This window comes from Streptomyces sp. NPDC053069 (genome assembly GCF_044546895.1).
In the GTDB taxonomy this organism is placed as follows: Bacteria; Actinomycetota; Actinomycetes; order Streptomycetales; family Streptomycetaceae; genus Streptomyces.
Window position 1 is genome coordinate 21251 of the sequence record NZ_JBITZN010000001.1, and the last position, 25235, is coordinate 46485.

The following is a 25235-nucleotide window of genomic DNA, read 5'->3' on the forward strand; positions in this document are numbered from 1 at the left end:
GTTCGGATCCTGGGCGGTTCAGCCGGCCAGCCAGTCGGCGTACCCCATGACGACGACCGGATGCCGGTCCGGGCCGAGGGTGCGCAGCAGTTCCTTCACAGGAGCCTTGGCGACGCCGGCACAGCCGGTGAGCAGCAGCGGGGAGGCGAGGAGCGCGACGGCGGTTCTGCGTTGGACCATGGTGTCGACCTTGGCCGGCACTTGTTTGGAACTGGTGAGTACTCAGGTGTTCTTGGGCTTGCCCTGTGTGAACAGCCAGGTGTGGAACAGCCCGTCCAGTCGCTTGCCCGAAATCTGCTCGGCCAGCCGCACGAACTGGTCCGTCGTCCCGTGGCCGCCCCGGTGCTCCGTCGCCCAGGCGCGCAGGATCCGGAAGAAGTCCCGGTCGCCGACGGCCTTGCGCAGTTCGTGCAGCGTCATCGCGCCGCGGGCGTAGACGGGTGTGTCGAAGATGTTCTCGCCGCCGCCCGGGTCGCCGGGCGGGAAGTCCCACAGGTGGTCGCTCGCGGGGTGGGCGTAGAGGGCGTCGAAGGACTCCTGGGCGCTGTCGCCGCCGTGCTGCTCGTCGTACAGCCACTCGGCGTAGGTGGCGAAGCCCTCGTTGAGCCAGATGTCCTTCCAGGCGGTCAGCGAGACGGAGTCGCCGAACCACTGGTGGGCGGTCTCGTGGACGAGGGTGTCGGTGTCGGGCGCGGAGTCGTAGAGCGGCCTGGTCTGGGTCTCCAGGGCGTAGCCCACGTCCGGGGCGTGGTCGACGATCGCCCCGGCGGAGCGGAAGGGGTACGGCCCGAACAGTGTGCTCTCCCACTCCAGGACGGACGGCAGCTTCTTCAGCACCGGCGCGGCCCGGCTCGCCTCACGCGGGTCGACGGCGTTGTACACGTGGATGCCGTCGTGGGTGGTGTACTGCTCGACCTTGAACGTTCCGACGGTGGCGGTGGCCAGGTAGGCGGCCATGGGCTGGGTTTCGCGCCAGTGGAAGGTCGTGTTCCCGTGCGCGGTGCGCTGTCCGAGCAGGACGCCGTTGGCGACGGCCGTGCGCCCTTGCGGGACGGTGATCGTGATGTCGTACGACGACTTGTCCCTGGGGTGGCTGTTCGCCGGGAACCAGGTCATCGCGCCCTGCGGCTCGCCCGCGACGAAGGCGCCGTCGTCGGTGGGGATCCAGCCGTCTGCGGAGCCGTCGGGGTCGGTGACCGGCTTCGGGGTGCCGTGGTAGGCGACGGTGACCCGGAAGTCACGTCCCGCGCGCAGGGTGTGGCGCGGGGTGACGACGAGTTCCTGCCCGTGGCGCCGGAGGGCCGCGGGCAGGCCGTCGACGGTGACGCCGGTGACCTCCAGTCCGGTGAGGTCGAGGTCGAAGCGGCTGAGGTTCTGGGTGGCGCGGGCGGCGAGCACGGCCTTGCCGTCGAGTTCACGAGCGTCGCTGTGGTAACGGAGCGTCAGGTCGTAGTGCCGGACGTGGTAGCCGCCGTTGCCGCTGAGCGGGAAGTAGGGGTCGCCCGCCCCGGCCGCGCCGGCCGTCCCCGCCGCGGGCCCGGTGGCGCCGAGCAGGGCCGCCACGGCGACGGGAACGGTGGCGAGCACCGCCTCGCGGCGCAGGACGGCGGTACGGCGCCGGGCGGGCTGTCTGCAAGGTGGCGTCACGAGCGCTCCTCGGGAGGTGGCGGGTGATCGGCTGACAGACTAGGGGCGCCGGTGCCCGGATTCGCTCTTGTCGCGGTCAAGTCTCGTCGCGTCGCCGCCCGGCGGGCGCCGCGCCACCGGGTTACGCTCGCATCACCGTCCGCCGTCCCGGGAGGGAGTGAGACCGTGAGCGTGCGTGTGCGCCGGATCTATGATGCGCCCGAGTCCGACGACGGGCTGCGCGTGCTGGTCGACCGGTTGTGGCCGCGCGGCCTCGCCAAGGACGAGGCGCACGTCGACGAGTGGCCCAAGGGGCTCACGCCCTCCGCCGAACTGCGCAAGTGGTACCACGGCGGCGGTTCGTACGAGGAGTTCCGCCACCGTTACGAGACGGAACTCGGCGGTCCCGAGGCCGCCGAACTCCTCGACGGCCTGCGCAAGGCGGCCCGCACGAAGCGCGTGACCCTGCTGACCGCGTCCAAGAGGCCGGAGCAGAGCCACGCGCAGGTGCTGCTGGAGCTGCTGAAGGGCTGAGCCTCAGCCCGTGTGCCGGGCCGCGTGCCGTCCCGCGGCCCGCCCCGAGAACAGGCAGCCGCCGAGGAACGTGCCCTCCAGCGCGTTGTAGCCGTGCACCCCGCCGCCGCCGAAGCCGGCCACCTCGCCCGCCGCGTACAGCCCCTCGATCGGTGTGCCGTCGGTACCGAGGGCGCGGGAGTCGAGGTCGGTCTGGATGCCGCCGAGGGTCTTGCGGGTCAGCACGTGCAGCCGGACACCGATGAGGGGGCCCGCGGCCGGGTCGAGGATGCGGTGCGGCGCGGCCACCCGGCCGAGCCGGTCACCGATGTAGCGGCGGGCGTTGTGGATGCCCTGGACCTGGGAGTCCTTGCTGTAGGGGTTGGCGATCTGCAGGTCGCGGGCCTCGATCTGGCGGCGCACCTCGGCCGCGTCCAGCAGCGGCTTGCGGGTGAGGGCGTTCATCTTCCCGACCAGTTGCTCCAGATTGCCCGCGGTCACGAAGTCCGCGCCCCTGTCGAGGAAGGCCTGCACCGGTGCCGGCGCGCCCTTGCCGAGCAGCCGGTCGCGCAGCACGGCGCCCCGGTCCCTGGCGGTGATGTCGGGGTTCTGCTCGGAGCCGGAGAGCGCGAACTCCTTCTCGATGATCTTCCGGGTGAGGATGAACCAGGAGTGGTCGTATCCGGCTATGTCCTCGGTGGTGCGCAGGTACCTGAGGGTGTTGAGGGTGTCGTAGCCCGGCAGGCAGGGGTCGGGCAGGCGGCGGCCGAGGGCGTCCAGCCATATGGAGGAGGGGCCGGGCAGGATGCGGATGCCGTGGCCGGGCCAGATCGGGTCCCAGTTCTGCAGGCCCTCGGTGTAGTGCCACATGCGGTCCCGGTTGACCAGCCGGACACCGGCCGCGGCGCTGATGTCGAGCATGCGGCCGTCGACATAGGCGGGGACGCCGGTGACCATCTCGGCCGGCGGGGTGCCGAGCCGGGCGGGCCAGTGGCGGCGCACGATGTCGTGGTCGGCGCCGATACCGCCGGTGGTGACGACGACCGCCTGGGCGGTGAGTTCGAAATCGCCCACACGGTCCCGGTTGGAGGCGACACCGCGCGGCGAGCGGTCCTCGGCCAGCACGGTGCCGCGCACTCCGCGTGCCGTGCCGTTCTCGACGACCAGCTCGTCGACCCGATGGCGGTGGTGGAAGGTCAGCAGTCCCTCCCGGGCGGCCCGGCGGGCGTAGCGGACGAACGGTTCGACCACACCGGTGCCGGTGCCCCAGGCTATGTGGAAGCGGGGTACGGAGTTGCCGTGCCCGCCCGCCCTGAGGTCGCCGCGCTCGGCCCAGCCGACGGTCGGCAGCAGCTCGATGCCGTGACCGCGCAGCCAGGAGCGCTTCTCGCCGGCCGCGAACTCGACGTAGGCGCGGGCCCAGCGCACCGCCCAGGAGTCCTCGTCGTCGAGCCGGTCGAACCCCGCGCTGCCCTGCCAGTCGTTCCAGGCGAGGTCGAAGGAGTCCTTGATGCCGAGACGGCGCTGCTCCGGGGAGCCCACGAGGAAGAGCCCGCCGAAGGACCAGAACGCCTGTCCGCCGAGGTCGGCGGCGTTCTCCTGGTCGACCAGGGCCACCCGGCGGCCCCGGCTGGTGAGCTCGTGCGCCGCGACCAGGCCGGCGAGGCCCGCTCCGACGACGATGACGTCCGCGTCCATGGCGACTGTGTCCTTCCTCAGATCCTCGACGGGGAGCTGCTGCCGTCGGTGAGAAGTGCGGTGAGCAGCTGTTTCAGCCAGGCCCGGGCCGCTTCGACGTCCTTGTCCAGCAGCAGCTGGGTGGTGACGCCGTCGTACGCGGCGACCACGGCGTGCGCGGCGCCGTTCACGTCACCGAGCACGGCGGGCAGTTCGGTGTGGCCGCGCGCCCGGAACAGCCGGTCGGCGATCGCCTCCCGGAGCCGGCCGCGATGGTCCAGCAGGGCCCGGGCGACCTCCGGGTCACGGGCGGCGTGCACCAGGAAGTCGGTCTTGACCAGCAGCCAGTCCACGTCGAGCAGCAGCACCTCGGTGACCCGGTCCACGGCGGCCGGCACGTCGAGTCCGGGCCCGTCCTGGGCGAGCGCCTCGGCCACCTGGGCGGCGATGAGGTCGGCGCGCTCCTGGTAGAGGGCGAAGAACAGCTCGTCCAGCGTGGCGAAGTTCGAGTAGAAGGCACCGCGGCTGAAGCCGGCCGTTTCGCAGACCTCCTCGATGGACACACGCCCGAAGCCCTTGGCCGCGAAGACCTGGAACGCGGCGTCGAGCAGCCGGGCGCGGGTCTGTACCCGGCGCCGGGTGACGCGCTTGGGGGTGTCTTCCATGGGCTGGCTGCCGCCTTCCGTTCGATACGCGAATGTATCCGATACACCGATGTATCGAAAGGGCTCCGCGTACACATGATCGTGGGAACATATTTTCGATTAAGGAGTACGCTGGGCTCATGTCCACGCACCTGCAGGGCTCCCTCTTCGACCAGACCGACGAGCTGCGGCTCGGCTCCCTCGAAGGGCTGCGCCGGACCGAGCTGGGCGCCGGCGCCTGGATCGACGTGCTGCCGGGCTGGCTGAGCGGCGCCGCCGCCCTGTTCGAGAGCCTGGCGGCGGACGTGCCGTGGCGCGCCGAGCGCCGGAAGATGTACGACAACGTCGTGGCCGTCCCGCGTCTGCTGGCCTTCTACGGCGCGTGCGACCCCCTCCCCCACCCCGTGCTCACCGAGGCACGCGACGCCCTGTCCCGGCACTACGCCGAGGAGCTGGGCGAACCGTTCACCACCGCCGGGCTGTGCCTCTACCGCGACGGCCGGGACAGCGTGGCCTGGCACGGGGACCGGATCGGGCGGGGTGCCCGCGAGGACACCATGGTGGCGATCCTGTCCGTCGGCACACCCCGGGACCTGCTGCTGCGCCCGGCGGGCGGCGGTGGTACGACACTGCGGCGGCCGCTCGGCCACGGCGACCTGATCGTGATGGGCGGCTCCTGCCAGCGGACCTGGGAGCACTGCGTACCGAAGACGACCAGGGCGGTGGGGCCGCGGATCAGCATCCAGTTCCGGCCACACGGCGTGCACTGACTTAACCCGCCGGTGCGGGGGACCGGCACATCTGGTTGGCTGTCCCCCGACGATCGGCCGCACAGGGCTCGGGGAGATCATGCGGGCAGAGGTACACCAAGTCGCCGACGGCACCTATCTGGTGCACGGCAACAACGTCAACTGGGTCATCCTCAAGGACGGCGACGCCGTCACACTGGTGGACACCGGGTACCCCGGAGACCGGCAGGGGCTGCTGCAGTCCCTTGCGGAGGTGGGCAGTTCACCGGAGGCGGTCACCGCCGTGCTGATCACCCATGCGCACAACGACCATCTGGGCTCGGCCGAATACCTGCGGGCCACCCACGGCACGCCCGTCCTTCTGCACCCGGCCGAGGTACCGCACGCGCGCCGGGACTTCCTCCAGCAGGCCACCATCGGCGACGTGGTGCGCAACGCCTGGCGGCCGGGTGTCCTGCCCTGGGCGGTGCACGTGATCCGCGCGGGCGGCACCGACCACAACCCCGTCACCGCGCCCGAGCCGTTCCCGGGCGAGGGCGCGCTGGACCTGCCCGGCCGCCCCGTGCCCGTGCACACCCCCGGCCACACCGACGGCCACTGCGTCTACCACCTGCCGGAGGCGGGGATCGTCATCTCCGGGGACGCACTGGTCAGCGGGCACGCGACCTCGCGGGTCAAGGGCCCGCAGATCCTGCACGACTTCTTCCACCACGAGCGTCCCCGGGTCGTGGCCTCCCTGGAGCTGATCGGCGCGCTCGACGGCGACACCCTGCTGCCGGGACACGGGCCGGTGCACCGGGGCTCGGTGCGCGCGGCGGCCGAGCTGGCCCGGGACCGGGCCGCCTAGAACGCCCCGGGACTCCTGGCGCGCCCCGGGTCTCCTGGAAGCCCCGGGCGGGGCCTTAGGGTGCGTGCCATGGCCTTGCAGATCAACGCCACCAACCCGGAGCATCCCGCGCTCCTGCTCGCCCTGCCCTGGGACGTGCCCCTGGAGGAGTGGCCCGAGGAGTACCTGGTGCCGCTGCCGCGGGGCATCTCCCGGCACGTGGTGCGGTACGCGCACGCCGGGGACGAGGTGATCGCCGTCAAGGAGCTGGCCGAGCGGCCGGCGCTGCGCGAGTACGGGCTGCTGCGCGACCTCGACCGGCTCGGCATCCCGGCCGTCGATCCGCTCGCGGTGGTCACCGGCCGCACCGACGGCTCGGGCTCTCCGCTGGAGCCGGTCCTGATCACCCGGCATCTGCGCGGCTCGATGCCGTACCGCTCGATGTTCGAGACGACCATGCGCCCTGCGACCATGCACCGCCTGATGGACGCCCTCGCCGTGCTGCTGGTCCGGCTGCATCTGGCCGGGTTCGCGTGGGGGGACTGCTCGCTGTCCAACACCCTCTTCCGGCGGGACGCGGGCGCCTACGCCGCCTATCTGGTCGACGCCGAGACCGGCGACCTGCACCCCCGGCTGAGCCCCGGGCAGCGGGAGTACGACCTGGATCTGGCCCGGGTGAACATCAGCGGCGAACTGCTCGACCTGGAGGCGTCCGGGGCGCTGCACCCGTCCGTGGACCCGGTGGAGTTCGGGCACGAGATCTGCACCCGGTACCAGGGCCTGTGGCAGGAGCTGACCCGCACCTCGGTGTATCCGGCGGGCGAGTACCACTACATCGAACGCCGGATCCGCCGCCTGAACGACCTGGGCTTCGACGTGGCCGAGATGCAGATCGAGCACTCCTCGAACGGCGACACGGTCACCTTTGTGCCGAAGGTCGTCGACGCCGGCCACCACCAGCGTCAGCTGCTGCGGCTGACCGGCCTGGACGCCGAGGAGAACCAGGCGCGGCGGCTGCTGAACGACCTGGAGAGCTGGATGGCCACCCAGGACGACTACGCGCCCGGCGACCCGCTCGCCGCCCGCCCCGAGGTGCTCGCCCACCGCTGGGTGCGGGAGGTGTTCCGGCCCACCGTGCGGGCCGTGCCCCCTCAGCTGCGCGGCTCCATGGACCCGGCCGAGATCTACCACGAACTCCTCGAACACCGCTGGTACCTGTCCGAGCACGCCCAGCACGACATAGGCCTCGGCACCGCCGTCGAGGACTACATCGAGAACGTCCTGCCGAAGGCGCGGGCCGCCCTGGAGTAGCTCAGCCGTGCGGGACGACCGCCACCGGGCAGCCGGCGTGGTGCAGCATCCCGTGCGCGACCGAGCCGATCCGGGCGCCCACGGCCGTACGGTGCGACCGGCGCCCGACGACCATCAGCTGGGCCCGGCCGGCCACCGACAGCAGCACCTGGCCCGCGCTGCCCATCTCGACGTGCTCGGCCACGGGGACGTCCGGGAACCGCTGCCGCCACGGCCGGAGCGCCTCGGCCAGTGCCTCCTTCTCGTAGGGCTCCAGACCGCCCGTGTCGTCGAGAAGTTTGAGTGAGCCGGGGCTGTAGGCGAAGACCGGGGGCAGGGTCCACGCCCGTACGGCTCGTACGGTGGCGCCGCGGGCGGCCGCCGTCTCGAACGCGAATTGCAGCGTGGCCGCGCTGTCCTCGGGGTCGCCGTGCTGGCCGACGACGACGTCCCGCCCGGCGGCCTCGGCCGTCGGCTGGTCCCCGGCGCGCACCAGGACCACCGGACGGGTCGCCTCGGCGATCACCTGCCGGCCCACCGAGCCCAGCAGGAACCCGAGCACAGGCCCGTGCCCGCGCGAGCCCAGCACCAGCATCTCGGCCTCCGCCGCCGCGCCGGCCAGTGCGCGCACGGGCTCGCCCTCGACGACGTCCACGCTCACGTCGAGCTTCGGATGCCGCTCGGAAACCGCGCGCACGGCCTGGGTCACGCCCTCCGAGACCCATCCGTGCTGGGTGTCCCGGTCGGCGGTGGCGAGCGCCTCGGCGTAGCGCCAGGCGTGCACCACGCGCAGGGGCAGCCCGCGGCGCACGGCCTCCCGGCCGGCCCAGTCCAGCGCGGCCAGGCTCTCCTCCGTACCGTCCACCCCTGCCGTGATCGGGCGTGTCATGCGGGGCCTCCTCGTCCTCGACGCTCTGTCGTGGTGCTGCTGCCCACAGTCGGGCACCGTCGTGCACCGGCACGGTGGTCTCTTCGGCGATCTTTCCACGAGCCGCCGCCTGTTCCCCGGAGCCGAGTTGTGCGTGCTCGGGGAGCGGCGCCCGGGGTGATCGCGGTGCCTGCCGTATCCCGGGGCGAAGCGGGGCGAGCACACATACGATGGCTGGGGAACCGGTGCGGTGGTCTCCACGACACCGGCCCGTGGAACCAACGCTCGGGGTGGGAGACGTATGGCACAGGCCGCCGACGCAGCGCGGACCGTCATCCTGACCGTGGACGACGACCCGGGAGTCTCCCGCGCCGTCGCCCGCGATCTGCGGCGGCGCTACGGCGAGTCGTACCGGATCGTGCGCGCGGAGTCCGGGGAGTCCGCGCTCGACGCGCTGCGTGAGCTGAAGCTGCGCGGTGACCTGGTCGCCGTGATCCTGGCCGACTACCGCATGCCGCAGATGAACGGCATCGAGTTCCTGGAGCAGGCGCTCGATGTCTATCCGGGGGCACGGCGGGTGCTGCTGACCGCGTACGCGGACACCGACGCGGCGATCGACGCGATCAACGTGGTCGACCTGGACCACTATCTGCTCAAGCCCTGGGACCCGCCGGAGGAGAAGCTCTACCCGGTCCTGGACGACCTGCTCCAGGCCTGGCGCTCCAGCGCCTACAAGCCGGTGCCCAGCACCAAGGTCGTCGGGCACCGCTGGTCGGCCCGGTCCTCGGACGTGCGCGAGTTCCTGGCCCGCAACCAGGTGCCCTACCGCTGGTACTCGGTGGAGGAGCCGGAGGGGCAGCGGCTGCTGGCCGCCGCCGGACAGGACGGGCAGCGGCTGCCGCTGGTGATCACCCCGGACGGCACCACGCTGGTCGAGCCGGAGGCGCCCGAGCTGGCGGCACGGGTCGGCCTGGCGACGACGCCTGCGGGCGACTTCTACGACCTCATCGTGATCGGCGGCGGACCGGCCGGGCTCGGCGCGGCCGTCTACGGGGCGTCCGAGGGGCTGCGGACCGTGCTGGTGGAGCGCTCGGCGACCGGCGGGCAGGCCGGGCAGAGCTCCCGGATCGAGAACTACCTGGGCTTCCCCGACGGGGTCTCCGGCGCCCAGCTCACCGACCGGGCACGGCGGCAGGCGGCCAAGTTCGGCGCCGAGATCCTGACCGCACGTGAGGTGACGGGACTGGAGGTGAACGGCGCCGCCCGGGTCGTACGGTTCGCGGACGGCTCGACGATCGCCGCGCACAGCGTGATCCTCGCGACCGGCGTGCAGTACCGGCAGCTGGAGGCCGCCGGCTGCACCGACCTGACCGGCTGCGGGGTGTTCTACGGCTCGGCGCTGACCGAGGCCGCCGCCTGCCAGGGGCAGGACATCTACATCGTCGGCGGCGCCAACTCGGCGGGACAGGCGGCGATGTATCTGTCCCGCGGCGCGAAGTCGGTGACATTGCTGGTGCGCGGCCCCGACCTGTCGGCCTCCATGTCGCACTACCTGATCCAGCAGATCAACGAGGCGCCGAACATCTCGGTGCGCCCCCACACGGTGGTGGACGCGGCGCACGGCTCGGACCACCTGGAGCAGCTGACACTGCGTCATACGGTGACCGGGGAGAGCGAACGGGTCGACGCGCAGTGGATGTTCGTGTTCATCGGTGCCGCGCCGCTGACGGACTGGCTCGGGGATGCGGTGCTGCGTGACGAGCGCGGGTTCATCCTGGCCGGGCCCGATCTGACCGCCGACGGGCGGGCGCCGGCCGGCTGGGAACTGGACCGGGCGCCGTACCACCTGGAGACCAGCGTCCCCGGGGTGTTCGTGGCGGGCGACGCGCGCGCCGAGTCCGCCAAGCGGGTCGCGTCCGCCGTAGGAGAGGGAGCCATGGCCGTGATGCTCGTCCACCGGTATCTGGAGCAGTCATGAACGGGGAGCAGTCATGAGCGGTCGGATCATGCCGTGCAGCCCCCGGGAGATCAGCTCGCTGTTCCTGTTCGAGAAACTGAGCCCCGAGCAGCTGGGGCGGTTGTGCAGCGAAGGACGGGTGGAACTGTTCGAGCCGGGCCCGGTGTACACCGAGGGCGATCCCGCCACCTGCTTCTTCGTGATGATCGAGGGCACGGTGGTGCTGTCCCGCCGGGTCGCCGGCGACGACGTGGAGGTCACCCGCACCTCGCAGCGCGGCGTGTACGCGGGCGCGATGCAGGCCTACCTCGGTGACCGGGTGCGGCAGGTCTACAACAACTCCATGCGGGTGACGGAGCCGACGCGGTTCTTCGTGCTGCCGGCGGACATCTTCGCGGAGGTCATGAGCGAGTGGTTCCCGATGGCCACGCACCTGCTGGAGGGTCTGTTCTTCGGCTCGAAGAACACCCAGGCGGCGATCGGGCAGCGGGAGCGGCTGCTGGCGCTCGGCTCGTTGTCGGCGGGGCTCACACACGAGCTGAACAACCCGGCGGCGGCAGCGGTCCGGGCCACTGCCACCCTGCGCGAGCGGGTCGCGAAGATGCGGCACAAGCTCGGGGTGATCGCCGAAGGGCCCTTCTCCCGTGACGCGCTGGCCGGCCTGATCGAGATCCAGGAGCGCACCGCGGAGCGGGTGGCGAAGGCGCCGGTGCTCAGCCCGCTGGAGGCCAGCGACCGGGAGGACACGCTCACCGACTGGCTGGAGGACCACGGGATCGACCACGGCTGGCAGCTGGCGCCCACCTTCGTGCAGGCCGGGCTCGACATCGACTGGCTGGAGCAGGTCGCGGCGGCGGTGGACGAGGAGATCCTGCCGGGCGCGGTGGGCTGGCTCAACTACACCATCGAGACCGAGCTGCTGATGAACGAGATCGAGGACTCCACCACCCGTATCTCGCATCTCGTCGACGCGGCCAAGCAGTACTCGCAGCTGGACCGTGCCCCCTACCGTGTGGTGGACGTGCACGAGCTCCTCGACAGCACCCTGCTGATGCTGTCGGGCAAGAGGGGACCCGGCATCAAGGTCGTCAAGGAGTACGACCGCACCGTTCCGCCGGTGCCCGCGTATCCGGCGGAGCTGAACCAGGTCTGGACGAACCTGATCGACAACGCGGTGTCCGCCATGAACAGCGTCGGCGGCACGGGCACGTTGACCGTGCGGACCGGGCTCGACCACGAGCGGCTGCTGGTGGAGTTCCGGGACACCGGGCCCGGTGTCCCGCCCGAGATCAAGGACCGCATCTTCGACCCGTTCTTCACCACGAAACCGGTCGGCCAGGGCACCGGGCTCGGCCTGGACATCTCCTGGCGGATCGTCGTCAACAAGCACCACGGCACCCTGCGCGTGGAGTCGGTGCCCGGCGACACCCGCTTCCAGGTGCTGCTGCCGCTGACCGCCGGGACTCCGGCGGAGGAAGTGGAGGAACCGGTATGAGCACTGTCGAAGGAGTCGACCCGGGCGTTCCGCCGAGCGGTCCGGGATGTGTGGAGTGCGAGGAGGCCGGGGGCTGGTGGTTCCATCTGCGGCGGTGCGCGCAGTGCGGGCACGTCGGGTGCTGCGACGACTCCCCCGCGAAGCACGCCACCGCGCACTATCGCGCCACCGGGCATCCGGTGATCCGGAGTTTCGAGCCGGGTGAGGAGTGGTTCTGGAACTACACCACGGACGAGTTGTACGCCGGGGGCCCCGAGCTGGCCCCGCCCGCCAGTCATCCCGCCGATCAGCCCGTGCCCGGCCCGGCGGGACGCGTTCCGGTGAACTGGGCCGAGACACTGCGGGGCTGATCGCGCCGGAGCCGACCGGGTCGCGCCGGCCCGGCCGCAGCTCCGGTCAGCGGGCGCAGCGAAGCCTGGCGAGGTCGACGGTGTCGGCCAGCGCGTGCATGCCCTTGTCGTTGGGGTGGAGGTGGTCGCCGCCGTCGAGGGACGGCAGCAGCCGCGCGGAGTCGTAGGGGCTGCGCAGGGTGCGGTCGAAGTCGGTGACCGCGTCGAAGTCGCCGCCGGTGCGGATGTACCGGTTCACTTCCCGGCGCACGGCCTCGGCGCCGGGGTCCCATTCGGGCCAGCCCTCGAACGGGCCGACCGTGGCGGCGACCACGCACTTCCCCGCCGCGTGCACGCGCCGGGCGATCTGCCGGTACCCGGCGATCAGGTCGTGCGCGGTGACGCCGGTGTGCGCCTTGAGGTCGTTGACCCCCTCGAAGAGGAAGACGGTGCGGACGCCGGGCAGGGACAGCACATCCCGGTCCAGCCGGTTCAGGGCGCTCGGCCCGGCGCCGTCCGCGAGCACCTTGTTGCCCGAGAAGCCTTCGTCGGCGACGCCCTGGACGGGGGCGTGGGCGGTGTGCAGGCGCCGGGCGAGGTAGTCGGGCCAGCGGTGGTTCTCGTCGGTGGTGGACGCCCAGCCGTCGGTGATGGAGTCGCCGAGCGCGACGACGGCCCCGGTGGCCGCGCGGGACGGCCGTACGGACACGGCGTCGAGGTACCACCAGGAGCCGGTGGTCTGCCTCCAGGTGCGGGCGCTCTCCTCGGCGGTGTGGTCGCCCTGGCCGGTGTACGAGGTCTGCATCGCCATCCAGTGGCCGGTCGCCGGCCCGGCCGCGTCCGGGCTGTGCAGGCTGACGGCCAGGTCGCTGCCGGCCGGCCAGCTGCCGGGCAGCGGATCGCTCCAGACGACGGCGCCCGCGGGCACGGTGACCGTGCGGTCGCCGCCGAAGGTGAGCCGCCGGTTGCTGCCGGGGCGCAGGGCGGCGCCCCTGCCGCGCAGGCCGGCGTAGGCGCTGTCCAGGGTCAGCGGCCGGTCGCCGAAGGCGTTGCTGACGCGGACGCGCAGACCGGTGCCGCCGACGCTGGTGTGCACGATCAGCCGGTAGCCCCGATCGGCGGTGCCCTCGCCCATGCGATCGGCGCTCGCCGCCCAGGTGACGGCCCCGGAGGCCCGTGCGGCGGGCGGCGCCGGTGCGGCCGCCCGGGCGGGTCCGGACTGGCAGGAGACGGCCGTGAGCAGCGCGGCGACGACGCGGCAGACGCGTCCGAGCCGGCCGGTCACCGGGCGAAGTCCCGCAGCGTGACGGACCCGCCGGGTGGCATGCGGACCGTCCGGGACGTTCCTGCGTACCCCACGGAGGTCATGGTCCCGCCGAGGCTGCGGATGCGCACCCCGGTGGGTTTCCCGTCCCGCCCGTGCGGTCCGGCGCCCGGCCGGCGGGAAGAGGTGACGGTGGGTGGTCTCGCCGAGGTCGTCCGGGTGCATCCACTCCTCCAGCCGGCCGGTCTTCGCACTCACCACGGGCAGGTAGAGCCGTTCCCCTACCAGTTCCCCAGCCGCACCTTCCGGAACTCCGAGGCCCGCTTCCGGAACGGGTAGATCTTTTCCACACGGGTGCGCGAGCCGGTGAACGGGTCATGGTCACACAGCGGGTTGCACGGGTGGGAGCGGACATGCGGATGCCCCGCGCGAAGGCGGGGCATCCGGTGGTGCGGCTGTCCGTCAGTGGTGCGACGGCGTGTTGGCGGCGGTGACGTTGACCGCGGCCCACGCCTTGTCCACCGTCTTGTACTCGGTGCTGTTCGCGCCGTACAGGTCCTTGGCCGCCTTCAGCGTCGCGACGCGCGCGTCGTGGAAGTCGGTCGTGGAGACCATGTAGCGGGTGAGCGCCCGGTAGAAGATGGCGGTGGCCTTGGTGCGGCCGATGCCCTTGACCGTGGCGTGGTTGTAGGTCGGCGAGTCGTAGTTGACGCCGTTGATCGTCTTCTTGCCGCTGCCCTCGGCGAGGAGGTAGTAGGCGTGCGAGGAGACACCGGAACCGGCGTGCACCTCGGCGTCGTGCACCCGCGGCGCCCAGTAGTCGATCGTGCCCTCGAGCTTGTCCAGCGAGGGGTGGTCGAGGCGGCGCAGGAACTTCTGCGCGAGGCCCAGCTTCTCGCCGATCAGGTAGTCCGGCGTGTCCTTGGCGTTCTTGGCGTAGAACTCGACGTTGGAGCCGAAGATGTCCGCGAGCGACTCGTTCAGCGCGCCGGGCTCACCGAACTGGTTGCCGTCGGGGTCGACGTAGGTCGGCTCCAGCTTGGCGGTGGCGTCCACCACACCGTGGGTCAGCTCGTGACCGGTGACGTCCAGGACGACGAGCGGCTTCTTGAACATCTGGCCGTCGCCGTCACCGTAGAGCATGCAGTTGCAGGTCGGGTCCCAGAAGGCGTTCGCGACCTTCTTGCCCCAGTGGACCATGCCCTGGGCGGCCTTGCTGTTGTTGGCTATGCCCTTGCGCCCGAAGGTGGCCTTGTAGAAGTCCAGCGTCTTGGTGATGCCGTACTGGGCGTCCGCGGCGGCGCTGGCGCGGTTGGCGGTCGTGCCGTTGCCCCACACGTTGGTGGTGCTGGTGAACTTCGCGCCCGAGCCGAACCTCTCGGTGGTCGAGCCCTTGGCGTCGCGCGTCTCGGTGCCGTACCGGCTCGGGTCCTTGAGCTGGTAGTGGCCGCGCGAGGTCTGCGTGGTGGTCAGACCGACGCTGCCCACGAAGAGGGTCTTGCCGGTGCCCTTGGCGGCCGACGGGTAGCTCGTCGTGGCGCCGGAGACGCCGGAGCCGAGCAGGCCGGACTCGCCGGAGGCGGAGCCGATGCCGGTGGCCGGGTCGGCGGTCTCACCGTGCTTGCGCAGGCTTTCGAGCAGCTTGGGCGACAGGAACTCGTCGCTGTCGGGCGTGTTGCTGCGCACCTTGCCGGTGACGGCGTCGACGACGACGGTGTGGGAGCCGTCCTGGCCGGTCACGGTCACCTGGTAGGCGAGGGCGGAGGAGCCGTCGCGCGCGTCGACGACGAGCTGGGCGGTGCCCGCGTCGCCCTTCGCGGCCTGGGCGGCCTTGTCGGCGGCCTGGTCCGCGGTCAGCTTGGCCTGCGTGGTGGCCGGCTTGACGGCGTGTCCGGCGGCGCGGGTCACGCCGGTGTAGGACAGCTTGTGGTCGAGGTGGACGATGAGGTCACCGCCGAGCACGGGCATGCCGTCGTGCGTACGGACGAACCGGACGTGCCGGGCGCCCTCGGGGTCGAGCATCACGTCCTGGGCGTGCAGTTCGTCGCCCTGGGACACAGCGGTCGCCGAGGCGTGGGCGAAGGCCGCGGTGCGCGCCGCCTCCACCACTGCCGTGGCGTTCGTGGTGGCGGCGGCCGTGGACCGCTCCGCACCCGTGGAGGAGCCCGCGAAGGCCGTGCCGGCCAGGCCCGTGGCAGCGGTGGTCACCGCGATGGCGACGGCGACGCTGCGTATGTGCGGTCTACGCACTGATCAGGGTTCCTTCGTTCGAAGGCAGCCGGGATCCCCAACCGCCTTGGCGCGTGACGCGGTTGGGCGTCACGGGGGCTGGTCGGGCCCCGAGGCGCAACCCTTGCTGACCAGTCATGTGCACGTAAAGGCGGAATGATCGATTTCTCGACCTTCTAGGGCAATCCTTTACAAATGCGCGCCACAGAGTGATCAGGAGCTGACCAACTGTGTGTCGGCTGTGGAGACGTCGTCCCCATCCCTTAGGTTCCAGGGCCGGAATGTGACCGAAGTCGCATCACGCGCCGTGCGGGTTCGTATCGCTGAAAGAGGGTGCCGGATGGTCTCAGCAACGGTGGGGCGGGGCGTGCTCCTCGGGGCGGTCGCACTGTCGCTCCTGGCGGTCCCGGCGCGGGCCGCGACGACAGAGGCGGACACGCCGGCGGCAGCCGCGGCGCTCCCAGCTCCCGACCCCGCGGGCCTCGCCGCGGCCCTGCGCTCCGCGGTGGACCAGGGCGCGCCGGGCGCGATGGCCAGGATCGACGAACCGGGCCGGACGTACACGGCGGCGCGCGGAGTTGCCGACCGGAGCACCCGGCGGGCCCTGACCGCCGACGACCGGTTCCGGGTCGGCAGCGTCACCAAGACCTTCTCGGCCGTCGTCCTGCTGCAGCTCGCCGACGAGGACCGGCTGGTGCTCGACGCACCGGTCAACCGCTACCTGCCGGGGCTGCTGCCGGACGACCGGATCACGGTCCGCGACGTGCTGAGCCACCGCAGTGGCCTGTACGACTACACCAACGACCTGTTCGCCGACAGCGTGTCCGGCTTCGAGGCGGTGCGGAACAAGGTCTTCACCCATCGCCAACTGGTCGACCTCTCCTTGAGGAAGCCGCTCACCAACGAACCCGGCACCGCGTACTCCTACTCCAACACCAACTTCGTCGTGGCGGGCATGCTCATCGAGAAGCTCACCGGGCACTCCGTGGGGACCGAGTACGAGGAGCGCGTCTTCAAGCCGCTGAAGCTGCGGGACACGTTCTACGTCCATCCCTCGACCGTCATTCCGGGGCGGTACGCCCGTGGGTACCTCACCCCGGACCAGGGCGGTGAGCCGTTGGTCGACGCCACCGACCAGACCGTGTCGTGGGCGCAGAGCGCGGGGGCGATCATCTCCAGCACGCGGGATCTCGACATCTTCTACCGTGCGCTGCTCGGGGGCGAGCTGCTGTCCGCTGCGCGGCTCGGCGAGATGGAGCGGTTCACGCCGGTCGACGGTACGACGGCGTACGGGCTGGGGTTGCGCCGTCGCGATCTGTCGTGCGGGGTGTCGGTGTACGGGCACACGGGGGTGGTGCAGGGGTACTACACGTATGCCTTCGCCTCGGAGGATGGTTCGCGCAGTCTTACGGCTGTCGCCAACACGTCCAACAACGGGAAGGTGTCGGATGCGCTGGCGGGGGCCTTGGAAGCCGGGTTCTGTGGTCAGGGGGCGGCCAAGGGGTAGGGGCGTCCACCGTTGCCGGTTGCGGGCGCCTGCGGTCCGGTCGCGCAGTTCCTCGCGCCCCCGCACAGCTGGAACCTTCTGTGGAGTGCGGGGCGTTGTCCTGTGCGTGACGAGCGAGCTGGTGCCCGGCGGCAATCTGGCGCTGCCCGGTGGTGTGGTGCGGCTGCGGGTGGCCGGAGACTTCGACGTGTCCGCACTCGTCACCGGGGCGGACGGCAAAGTCGGGTCCGACGCCGACTTCGTGTTCTACAACCAGGCTCAGGCACCCGGAGTCCTGCTCGGCGGTGACGCCCTGGCCGTCGATCCGGGCCGGCTGCGCTCCGGTGCGTGCCGGGTGACGGTGGTGGTGAGCGCGGCCGTACCCGGTACGCCGCTCGGGCGGCTGCCCGCTCCCCGGCTGGAGGTCACGGACGGCGCGGGGCGTACGGTGGCCCGGTTCGCGCCGCCGCCCCCCGGTCCGGAGACCGTGCTGCTGCTCGCCGAGCTGTATGTGCGGCCGGGCACGGGCTGGAAGCTGCGGGCGATCGGGCAGGGCTACGCGGACGGGCTGGCCGGGCTCGCACGGGACTTCGGGGTGCAGGTCACGGACGACGGCGGGCAGACGGCGCCGGCCGTACCCGGGGCGCGCAGCCACCCCGCCCGGCCGGCCATGACCGGCACCCGCGCGTCGCGGCTCGCGGAAGACGCCGCGGACGGCTTCCTCCGCCTGGTCAACTCGGCCCGCACACAGGCCGGTTCCCCGGCCGTCGCCCTCGATCCGCGCCTCGCCTCCGCCGCGCGGTCGCACGCCCGCGCCATGGCGGACGCCGGGCGGCTCGGCGGCGAGGGGCGGGACGGCGTCTCGGTGCACCAGCGCATCACCGCCGCCGGATACGCGTACGTCACGGTTGGCGAGCACCTCGTCTCCGGCCCGCGCACCCCGGCCGGGTTCGTGGACCACTGTCTGCAGTCGGCGCGTTCCCGGGGCACCCTGCTCGACCCGGCCTTCCGGCACGCCGCCCTGGCGCACGCCGACGGCGGCGACCGGTACTGGACCGCACTGTGGGCCGCTCCGCTCACCCCGGAGGCGCTGACCGGCACGGCCGCCGAGGTCGTCGTGCTCACCAACGCCGCACGCGGCCGGGCCGGCCTGCCCCCACTGGCGGTGGACCCGCTGCTCACGGCCGCCGCCCAGGCGCACTGCGCGGACATGGTGGCCCGCGACTTCTACGACCACACCTGCCCCGACGGCTCCCAGCCCTGGGACCGGGCCCGCGCCGCGGGGTCCCGCAGGCACACGATCGGCGAGAACATCGCCTGCGGTCAGCGCTCCCCCGCCGAGGTCGTGGACGGCTGGGTGAACAGCCCCGGTCATCGCGCCAACATCCTCAAGCGGGAGTTCGGCCACATCGGCGTCGGCTTCGCGGGCGGCGGCCGGGCCGGTACCTACTGGGCCCAGCTGTTCGGTGGCTGACCGGACACATTCCGCGATCTTGGCGGAATGGCATCCTCCGGGACACCATGCCCCGCATGAAGGGTGATCTCTTTTCCAGTGAGCACATGGTGCAGCCGGCCGTGGAGCCGGGCATGTCCGTCCAGAACGCCAAGTGCATCAAGTACGCGGTGAGCGGCGAGATGTACGCCCGCCAGGGCGCGATGGTCGCCTATCGCGGGGACCTGAAGTTCGAGCGGAAGGGGCAGGGCGTCGGCGGCATGCTGAAGCGTGCGGTCACCGGCGAGGGGCTGCCCCTCATGGCGGTGCGCGGGCAGGGCGAGGCCTGGTTCGCGCACGAGGCGCAGAACTGTTTCATCGTCGAGGTGGAGGCCGGCGACCAGTTCACGGTCAACGGCCGCAACGTGCTGTGTTTCGACGCCTCGCTGGCGTACGAGATCAAGACGGTCAAGGGGTCGGGCATCGCCGGCGGCGGTCTGTTCAACAGCGTGTTCAGCGGGCAGGGCCGGCTCGGCCTGGTCTGCGAGGGCAATCCGCTGGTGATCCCGGTCTCCGCGCAGTCCCCGGTGTACGTCGACACGGACGCGGTGGTCGGCTGGACCGCGCATCTGCAGACCTCGCTGCACCGCTCCCAGTCCATCGGCTCCATGCTGCGCGGCGGTTCCGGCGAGGCCGTGCAGCTGATGCTCCAGGGCGAGGGCTTCGTCGTGGTGCGTCCGAGTGAGCTGACCCCGCAGAAGACCCAGCAACACTGAAACTTCACAGGGTGACCCGGTCGCACGGGCAACCCCCTGCGCCGTGCCTGCGTCTTGATCGGCAACAGACCGAACCGCCCCGGTCCTTCGGCCGGGGCGCATTTCCGACTCACTATGCACGTGATGTATACACTGCGTGTATAGAAAGGTACGCATGTACGGCAAGGCTTTCGCCCCGGAGTACCAGGGCGCACTGACCACCCTGTCCGTGAACTCCTCGCTGGTCGATGTGCTGGCTGAGGGCACCGAGAAGCTGCGCGAGGCCGAGCGGTCGGGGCGCCCGGCCGAGGCGGCCCGCTGCGGGCTCGCCGTCGCCGAGGCGCACCGGCGACTCGGTCACGTGGAGGACGCGGACCGGGCCTGGAAGGCGAGTTACCGCGCCGCCCGGGAGGCCGACGACACGGCCGCGATGGCGTGGGCGCTGTGGAGCGGCGGCACCCTCGCCCGGCAGCGCGGAGCCTTCCCGCTGGCCTGGCGGCTGCTCGGACTCGCGGCCGAACTCGGGGAGCGGGGCGGCGACATCGTCTGCCGGGGGTACTCGCTGGCCGGTCTCGCCGAGACCGGCCGCATCCAGGGCGACTACGAGGCGGTCGGCCGGCTGCACGAGCAACTGCTGGCCGAGGCCCGCAGGCGCGGTGAGGCCCGGCACACGGTGTGGGCGCTGGAGGGCATCGCGCAGATGCACCGCAACACCGGCGACTACGACCGGGCGTACGCGCTGTTCGAGGAGGCGGCGGAGATAGCCGAGCGGGCGGAGGACCGGCGCGGGCACGCCTGGGCGCTGCGCGGACTCGCCGACATCCTCTCGGTGCGCGACAAGGACACCGACCGGGCGCTGGAGCTGTTGTCGCAGGCGGAGGCGGGCTGCCGGGCGATGAACCTGTCCAGCGCGCTCGCCTACAACCACAAGATGCGCGGCAACGTCCTGTACCGGGCGGAACGTTACGCCGAGGCGCGGGAGCTGTACGAGCTGGCGCTGGAGGAGTTCCGGGCGATGAGTGAGCCGCGCGGGGCCGCGCTGGCCCGGCTGGGGCTGGCCAAGTCGCTGGCGCAGCTGGGCCGCGACCGCGCCGAGACGGCCGCCGAACTCGCCGATCTGGCACGGACGTTGGAGCGCAGCGGGCTGAAGCACGCCCGGGAGATGGTGGCCCGGGCCCAGGAGGAGTTCGGTGTCCAGGCGGAGGTCGCCCGGTGAGCGCCGTTCAGGCTCCGCCCTCCGCTGCCGAAGTCCTCGCCCGCTGCCGGAACCTGGTGCAGCCGGCACTGCGGGAGGCGGTGGGGCGGCTGCATCCCTGGGTGGCCGAGATGGCCGCGTACTCCTTCGGCTGGTGCGAGGTCGGCGGGGCGCCCGCCGCCGCGCCGGGCGGCAAGGGGGTGCGGCAGGCGCTGGCGGTGCTCGGCGCCGAGGCGGCGGGCGCCGACGGACGGGCCGGCATCCCGGCCGCGGTCGCGGTGGAGCTGGTGCACGCCTTCTCGCTGCTGCACGACGACATCATGGACGGCGACGCGACCCGGCGCCGCCGCCCCGCCGTGTGGAAGGCGTACGGCACCGGTCCCGCGGTGCTCGCCGGGGACGCCCTGTTCGCACTGGCGGTGGAGACCCTCGCCGCCGCTCCGCAGGGGGCGGGGGCGGTACGGCTGCTCTCCGGAGCACTCGCCGACCTGGTGCGCGGGCAGGCCGACGACCTGCTGTTCGCCGCACGGCCCTGCACCGGCCCGGAGCGGGTGACGCCCGAGGAGTACCGGACCATGGCGGAGGGCAAGACCGGTGCGCTGCTGGGCTGCGCCGCCGCGCTGGGCGCGGCGCTCGGCGGGGCACCCGAGACCACGGTGGCCGCGCTGGAGCGGGCCGGACGGCATCTCGGCGTCGCCTTCCAGCTGGTCGACGACGTGCTCGGCATCTGGGGCGATCCGGCCGTCACGGGCAAGCCCGTGGGCGGCGATCTGCGCGAGCGCAAGAAGACGTATCCGGTGCTGGCCGCGCTCGGCTCCCCCGCGGCCGAGGGACTCCCCGAGCTGCTCGACGCCCCGGGGCGGACCGCGGAGGCCGCCGCGCTGATCGAGGCGGCGGGCGGCCGTACGGCGGCGCTGGCCGGGGCCCGTGCGCACACGGACGCGGCGCGGGCGCTGCTGACGGGCGTGCCACTGGCGGCCGAGGCCGCCGGTGAGCTGTTCCGGCTGCTGGACTTCCTGGCGGACCGCGAGCTGTGAGGCCCCGGTGATCACGGACTGAAACCGTGTTGACCTCGGCGGTCGCCGCGGGTCAGGGTGCGAGGGGCGCGGCCCCGTCCCCGCGCAGGAAGGGTGAAGCACCTTGATCGGCATCACGGAGATCGAAGCCGCGGCGCAGCGGATCGCCGGGCATGTCGTGCGGACACCGACCGTACCGAGCCCGGGCCTGACCGCGCTGCTCGGCGTCCCGGTCACCGCCAAGCTCGAACTGCTCCAGCGCACCGGTTCGTTCAAGGCACGCGGGGCGACGGCGAAGCTGCTCTCGCTGAGCGAGGACGAGCGGGCGGCGGGTGTGGTCGCGGTCAGCGGCGGCAATCACGGAGTCGCCCTCGCGGTGATGGCCGCGGCCCTCGACATGAAGGCGACCGTGGTGATGCCCCGTACCGCGCCCGCGCGCTCCGTCGGGATCGTGCAGGAGGCGGGGGCCTCGGTGCGGCTGACCGACGGCATGGACAGCGCCTTCGAGCTGGTGACGCGGCTGCGGGACGAGGGGCTGACCCTGGTCCACCCGTTCGACGACCCGGTGGTGATCGCCGGGCAGGGCACGGTCGGGCTGGAGCTGGCCGAAGACGCCGAGGACGCCGGCGGACCGACGGACGTCGTGGTCAGCATCGGCGGCGGCGGACTGATCGCCGGGATCGCGGCCGCGCTCGCCGCCCGACGCCCCGGGGTGCGGGTGTGGGGCGTGGAGACCGAGGGCGCCGAGGCCATGTCCGCCGCGCTGAAGGCGGGCGGACCGGTGCCGGTGCCCCTGTCCTCCCTGGTCACCACGCTCAGCGCGCCCGCCGTCTCGCAGCTGACCTACGACCATGTGTCCGCGCTCGTCCACGAGGTTCTGGTGGTCTCCGACCGGGACGCCGTGCAGGGCTCGCTGGACTTCGCCGACCACGCCAAGGTGTGGGCCGAGCCGGCCGCGGGCTGTCTGCTGCCTGCGGCCCGCGAGGTGGCGGCACGGGTCGGCGACGGCGCCCGGATCGGACTCGTGGTGTGCGGCGGCAACACGACACCGCGCGAACTCACCGACCGGGCGGAGCGGTTCGGACTGCTGTGAGGCCGGGCCGCACCGGACATTTACCGTCGGTTACCCGCAGGTCGAACGACCACGGCGGACGACCATCGCAAACTCGCAAGCCCTTTCGAAGAGTTGAATAAAAGGCAGGAACGCGGCCTGGTCACGGATTCTTTGAACGCATCCCGGCGCGTCCCGCGTACCTCTGTGAGACACACAACAGGGGTTCCAGCGAGGGATGACCATGGTCAAGGCGCACGTCTCCGCACACGAGTTGGTCGCCGGACGCTACCGGCTCCTGGAGGTCTTCACCCGGGAGACGAACCGCCTGTGGTGGTACGCCGAGGACGTGGCGGCGGAGCAGCCCCGGCTGGTGGCCCAGACCGCCCTGCCGGAGGCCTCCGCCGACGACAGCGTGCGCCGGATCACGGCGCGTGTCGTCCGTACCTCCGAGACCATGCGGCTGCTGTGCCCCGGCCAGGTCGCTTCCGTGGTCGACGCCGTGGTGGAGGCCGGCGCGCTGTGGACCGTCACCGAGTGGATCGACGGCACGCCGCTCACCGAACTCCTGGACCGCGAGGGCGCGTTCCACACGGTGCGGGCGGCCCGGATCGGTCTGGAGCTGCTCGATGTGCTCCAGGCCGCGCACGACGAGGGGATCACCCACGGCGAGCTGAGCCCCGGCCAGGTCTTCGTACGGGACAGCGGCCCCGTCGTCGTCACCGGGTTCGGGCTGGCGGGCGCCACGCTGGTGCCGCGGCTGACGGCACCGTCGTACGCCTCGCCGGAACAGGCCCGCGACGAGCGCATCGGGCCGGCCGCCGACCTGTGGGCGCTGGGGGCGCTGCTGTACACGATGGTGGAGGGCCGGCCGCCGTTCCGGGACCGCGGCCGGCCCGACGCCACCCTGAAGGCCGTGGACCGGCTGCCGCTGCGCACTCCCCTGCGCGCGGGCCCGCTCACCCAGGCCGTGCAGGGGCTGCTGCGGAAGAACTCGCGGGAGCGGCTGACCCGGCCGGTGGTCCGCGAGGCCCTGGTCCGTACCCTCGACGAGGACACCGACGCCGACCGGCAGCCGGCCCCCCGGCCCCGGCTGCGCGGCGCGTACGCGGGTGTGCGCCTCGCCGGGCGGGAGCACGGCCGACGCGCCCTGGCGGCCGGTACCGCGCTGGCCGCGCTCACCGTCACCGCCGCCGTCCTCGCCGCGGCCCACCAGCTCCCGGGCACCGGTACGACGCAGACCGCGCACCGCCCCTCTGCCGCGGCCACCCCCACCGGCGGGCACACCGGCGGCGGCACCGCGACGCCCTCGGCGGGCCGCACTCCGGGCGCCCCGTCCGCCTCCCCGGCCGGTTACCACCCCTACACCGCCCCGGAGGGCTTCTCGGTGGCCCTGCCCGACGGCTGGACACGGCTGGCCACCAAGCGCGCCACCGGCGCCTACCGCATCACCTTCGGCCCGGACGGCGCCTCCCCCACGCTGGCCGTCACCCACAGCGAGCGCGTGGGTCCCGACCCGGTCGCCGTCTGGCGGGACGACGTCGAACCGGATCTGCGGCAGCTGCCCGGCTACCACCGCGTCGGCGCCGTCCGGGCCGTCACCTACCAGGGCCACAAGGCCGCCGACCTGGAGTGGCTGGCCGGTACGGGGGACGCGCGCGTGCACACCTTCGGGCGCGGCATTCTGACGGGCGGCGGCGACGGCTTCTCGCTGCGCTTCACCACCCCGGCCGCGACCTGGGACGACACCACCAACCGGCTGGCGCTGAAGACGTTCCTGCAGACGTTCCGTACGCCGGCGGGCTGACCGACGCCGGTGGTCCGTTTTCGGGCCGCCGACCCGGGGACACACCTCTTATGGTGCAAATCGGATACACGATGATGACCGAGCAGGCCGGCCCACGGGACCTGGTGGACCACGTGGTCCGAGCCGAGGAGACCGGGTTCGACTTCTCTGTGATCTCCGACCACTACTTTCCGTGGCTGCGCTCGCAGGGCCACTCCTCGTACGCGTGGAGCGTGCTGGGCGCCGCCGCCCAGGCCACCTCACGGATTCCGCTGATGACCTATGTGACCTGCCCGATCCTGCGCTACCACCCGGCGATCGTGGCGCAGAAGGCGGCCACGGTGCAGCTGCTGTCCGAGGGCAGGTTCCGGCTCGGGCTGGGCGCGGGCGAGAACCTCAACGAACATGTGGTGGGCGGTGGCTGGCCCCCGGTGGACGTGCGCCACGAGATGCTCGAGGAGGCCGTGGGGATCATCCGCGCGCTGTTCGAGGGCGGCCACGTCACCCACCACGGACCGCACTACGACGTCGAGTCGGCCCGGCTGTGGGATCTGCCGGACCCACCGCCGCCGATCGGCATCGCCGTCTCCGGCGAGCAGTCCTGCAAGCTCGCCGGGCACCTCGCCGACCTGGTCATCGCGACCGAACCGAAGCAGGGGCTGCTGGAGGCCTTCGACCGGCACGGCGGCAGCGGCAAGCCCCGGGTCGGGCAGTTGCCCGTGTGCTACGACCCCGACCGGGACACGGCGGTCAAGCGCGCCCACTCCCAGTTCCGCTGGTTCGGGCTCGGTTGGAAGGTGAACGCCGAACTGCCGCACCCCGACTCCTTCGAGGCAGCGACCCAGTTCGTGGACGAGGACGACGTCGCCTCCTCGATCCCGTGCGGCGACGACCCGGACGCCTTCGTGGAGGCCGTACGGCCCTACGCCGAGGCCGGGTTCGGGGAGATCGCGCTCGTGCAGATCGGCGGCGACACGCAGCCGGAGTTCCTGGACTGGTCGGCGAAGACCCTGCTGCCCGCGCTGCGGGAGGCCTTCGGCTGACCAC

The 25235-nt window shown here is 72.4% G+C and carries 22 protein-coding genes; 15 read left to right on the top strand and 7 right to left on the bottom strand.

What is annotated here, in order from left to right; all coding sequences use genetic code 11:
- Positions 1 to 18: 18 nt before the first annotated feature.
- On the bottom strand, positions 19 to 180 hold the full coding sequence (locus tag ACIGXP_RS00105; protein ID WP_399762484.1) for a hypothetical protein: 162 nt from the start codon (positions 178 to 180) through the stop codon (positions 19 to 21).
- 42 nt (positions 181 to 222) lie between these two features.
- The gene (locus tag ACIGXP_RS00110; protein ID WP_399762485.1) at positions 223 to 1647 is read right to left on the bottom strand and encodes a M1 family metallopeptidase; all 1425 of its coding nucleotides are present in this window, start codon (positions 1645 to 1647) and stop codon (positions 223 to 225) included.
- Positions 1648 to 1812: 165 nt separating this feature from the next.
- On the opposite strand from ACIGXP_RS00110, the gene ACIGXP_RS00115 reads away from it, so the two are divergent.
- Positions 1813 to 2160, top strand: a complete 348-nt coding sequence (locus tag ACIGXP_RS00115) for a DUF488 family protein (RefSeq protein WP_363220566.1) — start codon at positions 1813 to 1815, stop codon at positions 2158 to 2160.
- A 3-nt stretch (positions 2161 to 2163) separates the two neighbouring features.
- On the opposite strand, the gene ACIGXP_RS00120 is transcribed toward ACIGXP_RS00115, so the two are convergent.
- Positions 2164 to 3837: an FAD-binding dehydrogenase gene (locus ACIGXP_RS00120; RefSeq protein WP_399762486.1), complete on the bottom strand. Its 1674-nt coding sequence runs from the start codon at positions 3835 to 3837 to the stop codon at positions 2164 to 2166.
- A gap of 17 nt (positions 3838 to 3854) precedes the next feature.
- Positions 3855 to 4481, bottom strand: a complete 627-nt coding sequence (locus tag ACIGXP_RS00125) for a TetR/AcrR family transcriptional regulator (RefSeq protein ID WP_399762487.1) — start codon at positions 4479 to 4481, stop codon at positions 3855 to 3857.
- 119 nt (positions 4482 to 4600) lie between these two features.
- Here ACIGXP_RS00125 and ACIGXP_RS00130 point away from each other — a divergent pair, with 119 nt between their 5' ends.
- The 3 genes from ACIGXP_RS00130 to ACIGXP_RS00140 all read left to right on the top strand — a co-directional run bounded on the left by ACIGXP_RS00130 (position 4601) and on the right by ACIGXP_RS00140 (position 7346).
- Positions 4601 to 5230: an alpha-ketoglutarate-dependent dioxygenase AlkB gene (locus ACIGXP_RS00130; RefSeq protein WP_399762488.1), complete on the top strand. Its 630-nt coding sequence runs from the start codon at positions 4601 to 4603 to the stop codon at positions 5228 to 5230.
- A gap of 79 nt (positions 5231 to 5309) precedes the next feature.
- Positions 5310 to 6056: an MBL fold metallo-hydrolase gene (locus ACIGXP_RS00135; RefSeq protein ID WP_399762489.1), complete on the top strand. Its 747-nt coding sequence runs from the start codon at positions 5310 to 5312 to the stop codon at positions 6054 to 6056.
- A 69-nt stretch (positions 6057 to 6125) separates the two neighbouring features.
- The gene (locus ACIGXP_RS00140; RefSeq protein ID WP_399762490.1) at positions 6126 to 7346 is read left to right on the top strand and encodes a DUF4032 domain-containing protein; all 1221 of its coding nucleotides are present in this window, start codon (positions 6126 to 6128) and stop codon (positions 7344 to 7346) included.
- A gap of 1 nt (position 7347) precedes the next feature.
- Here ACIGXP_RS00140 and ACIGXP_RS00145 read toward each other — a convergent pair whose 3' ends face one another.
- On the bottom strand, positions 7348 to 8214 hold the full coding sequence (locus ACIGXP_RS00145; RefSeq protein WP_363219014.1) for a universal stress protein: 867 nt from the start codon (positions 8212 to 8214) through the stop codon (positions 7348 to 7350).
- Between the two features lie 280 nt (positions 8215 to 8494).
- Here ACIGXP_RS00145 and ACIGXP_RS00150 point away from each other — a divergent pair, with 280 nt between their 5' ends.
- The 3 genes from ACIGXP_RS00150 to ACIGXP_RS00160 are packed head-to-tail and all read left to right on the top strand — an operon-like array spanning position 8495 to position 11995.
- The gene (locus tag ACIGXP_RS00150; RefSeq protein WP_399762492.1) at positions 8495 to 10171 is read left to right on the top strand and encodes an FAD-dependent oxidoreductase; all 1677 of its coding nucleotides are present in this window, start codon (positions 8495 to 8497) and stop codon (positions 10169 to 10171) included.
- 13 nt (positions 10172 to 10184) lie between these two features.
- A complete protein-coding gene (locus tag ACIGXP_RS00155; RefSeq protein ID WP_399762494.1) occupies positions 10185 to 11645 on the top strand; it encodes an ATP-binding protein in 1461 nt (486 codons plus the stop codon).
- Positions 11642 to 11995 carry a UBP-type zinc finger domain-containing protein gene (locus ACIGXP_RS00160; RefSeq protein WP_363219017.1) on the top strand — a complete coding sequence of 118 codons (354 nt, stop codon included), beginning with the start codon at positions 11642 to 11644 and terminating at the stop codon, positions 11993 to 11995. The genes ACIGXP_RS00155 and ACIGXP_RS00160 overlap by 4 nt, the downstream gene beginning before the upstream one ends.
- Positions 11996 to 12041: 46 nt before the next feature.
- Here the strand turns inward: ACIGXP_RS00160 and ACIGXP_RS00165 are convergent, their stop codons facing one another.
- Together ACIGXP_RS00165 and ACIGXP_RS00170 are read right to left on the bottom strand one after the other, a co-directional pair.
- The gene (locus ACIGXP_RS00165) at positions 12042 to 13259 is read right to left on the bottom strand and encodes an SGNH/GDSL hydrolase family protein (protein ID WP_399763484.1); all 1218 of its coding nucleotides are present in this window, start codon (positions 13257 to 13259) and stop codon (positions 12042 to 12044) included.
- 441 nt (positions 13260 to 13700) lie between these two features.
- Positions 13701 to 15488 (bottom strand): M4 family metallopeptidase, encoded by a 1788-nt coding sequence (locus tag ACIGXP_RS00170; RefSeq protein ID WP_399762495.1) that lies wholly within the window; start codon positions 15486 to 15488, stop codon positions 13701 to 13703.
- Between the two features lie 319 nt (positions 15489 to 15807).
- Between ACIGXP_RS00170 and ACIGXP_RS00175 the strand changes: the two genes are divergently transcribed.
- The 8 genes from ACIGXP_RS00175 to ACIGXP_RS00210 all read left to right on the top strand — a co-directional run bounded on the left by ACIGXP_RS00175 (position 15808) and on the right by ACIGXP_RS00210 (position 25231).
- Complete coding sequence (locus ACIGXP_RS00175) at positions 15808 to 16974, top strand: serine hydrolase domain-containing protein (protein WP_399762496.1); 1167 nt, start codon at positions 15808 to 15810, stop codon at positions 16972 to 16974.
- 106 nt (positions 16975 to 17080) lie between these two features.
- Positions 17081 to 18427, top strand: a complete 1347-nt coding sequence (locus ACIGXP_RS00180; RefSeq protein WP_399762497.1) for a CAP domain-containing protein — start codon at positions 17081 to 17083, stop codon at positions 18425 to 18427.
- A gap of 56 nt (positions 18428 to 18483) precedes the next feature.
- Positions 18484 to 19161, top strand: a complete 678-nt coding sequence (locus ACIGXP_RS00185; protein ID WP_399762499.1) for an AIM24 family protein — start codon at positions 18484 to 18486, stop codon at positions 19159 to 19161.
- A 154-nt stretch (positions 19162 to 19315) separates the two neighbouring features.
- A complete protein-coding gene (locus tag ACIGXP_RS00190) occupies positions 19316 to 20356 on the top strand; it encodes a tetratricopeptide repeat protein (RefSeq protein WP_399762501.1) in 1041 nt (346 codons plus the stop codon).
- A complete protein-coding gene (locus ACIGXP_RS00195) occupies positions 20353 to 21372 on the top strand; it encodes a polyprenyl synthetase family protein (RefSeq protein ID WP_399762503.1) in 1020 nt (339 codons plus the stop codon). The genes ACIGXP_RS00190 and ACIGXP_RS00195 overlap by 4 nt, the downstream gene beginning before the upstream one ends.
- A 103-nt stretch (positions 21373 to 21475) precedes the next feature.
- A complete protein-coding gene (locus ACIGXP_RS00200; RefSeq protein ID WP_399762505.1) occupies positions 21476 to 22444 on the top strand; it encodes a pyridoxal-phosphate dependent enzyme in 969 nt (322 codons plus the stop codon).
- Positions 22445 to 22640: 196 nt separating this feature from the next.
- Entirely contained in the window at positions 22641 to 24209 is a 1569-nt protein-coding gene (locus ACIGXP_RS00205) for a protein kinase (protein ID WP_399762507.1), read from the top strand.
- 50 nt (positions 24210 to 24259) lie between these two features.
- A complete protein-coding gene (locus ACIGXP_RS00210; protein WP_363219027.1) occupies positions 24260 to 25231 on the top strand; it encodes an LLM class F420-dependent oxidoreductase in 972 nt (323 codons plus the stop codon).
- Positions 25232 to 25235: the final 4 nt, after the last annotated feature.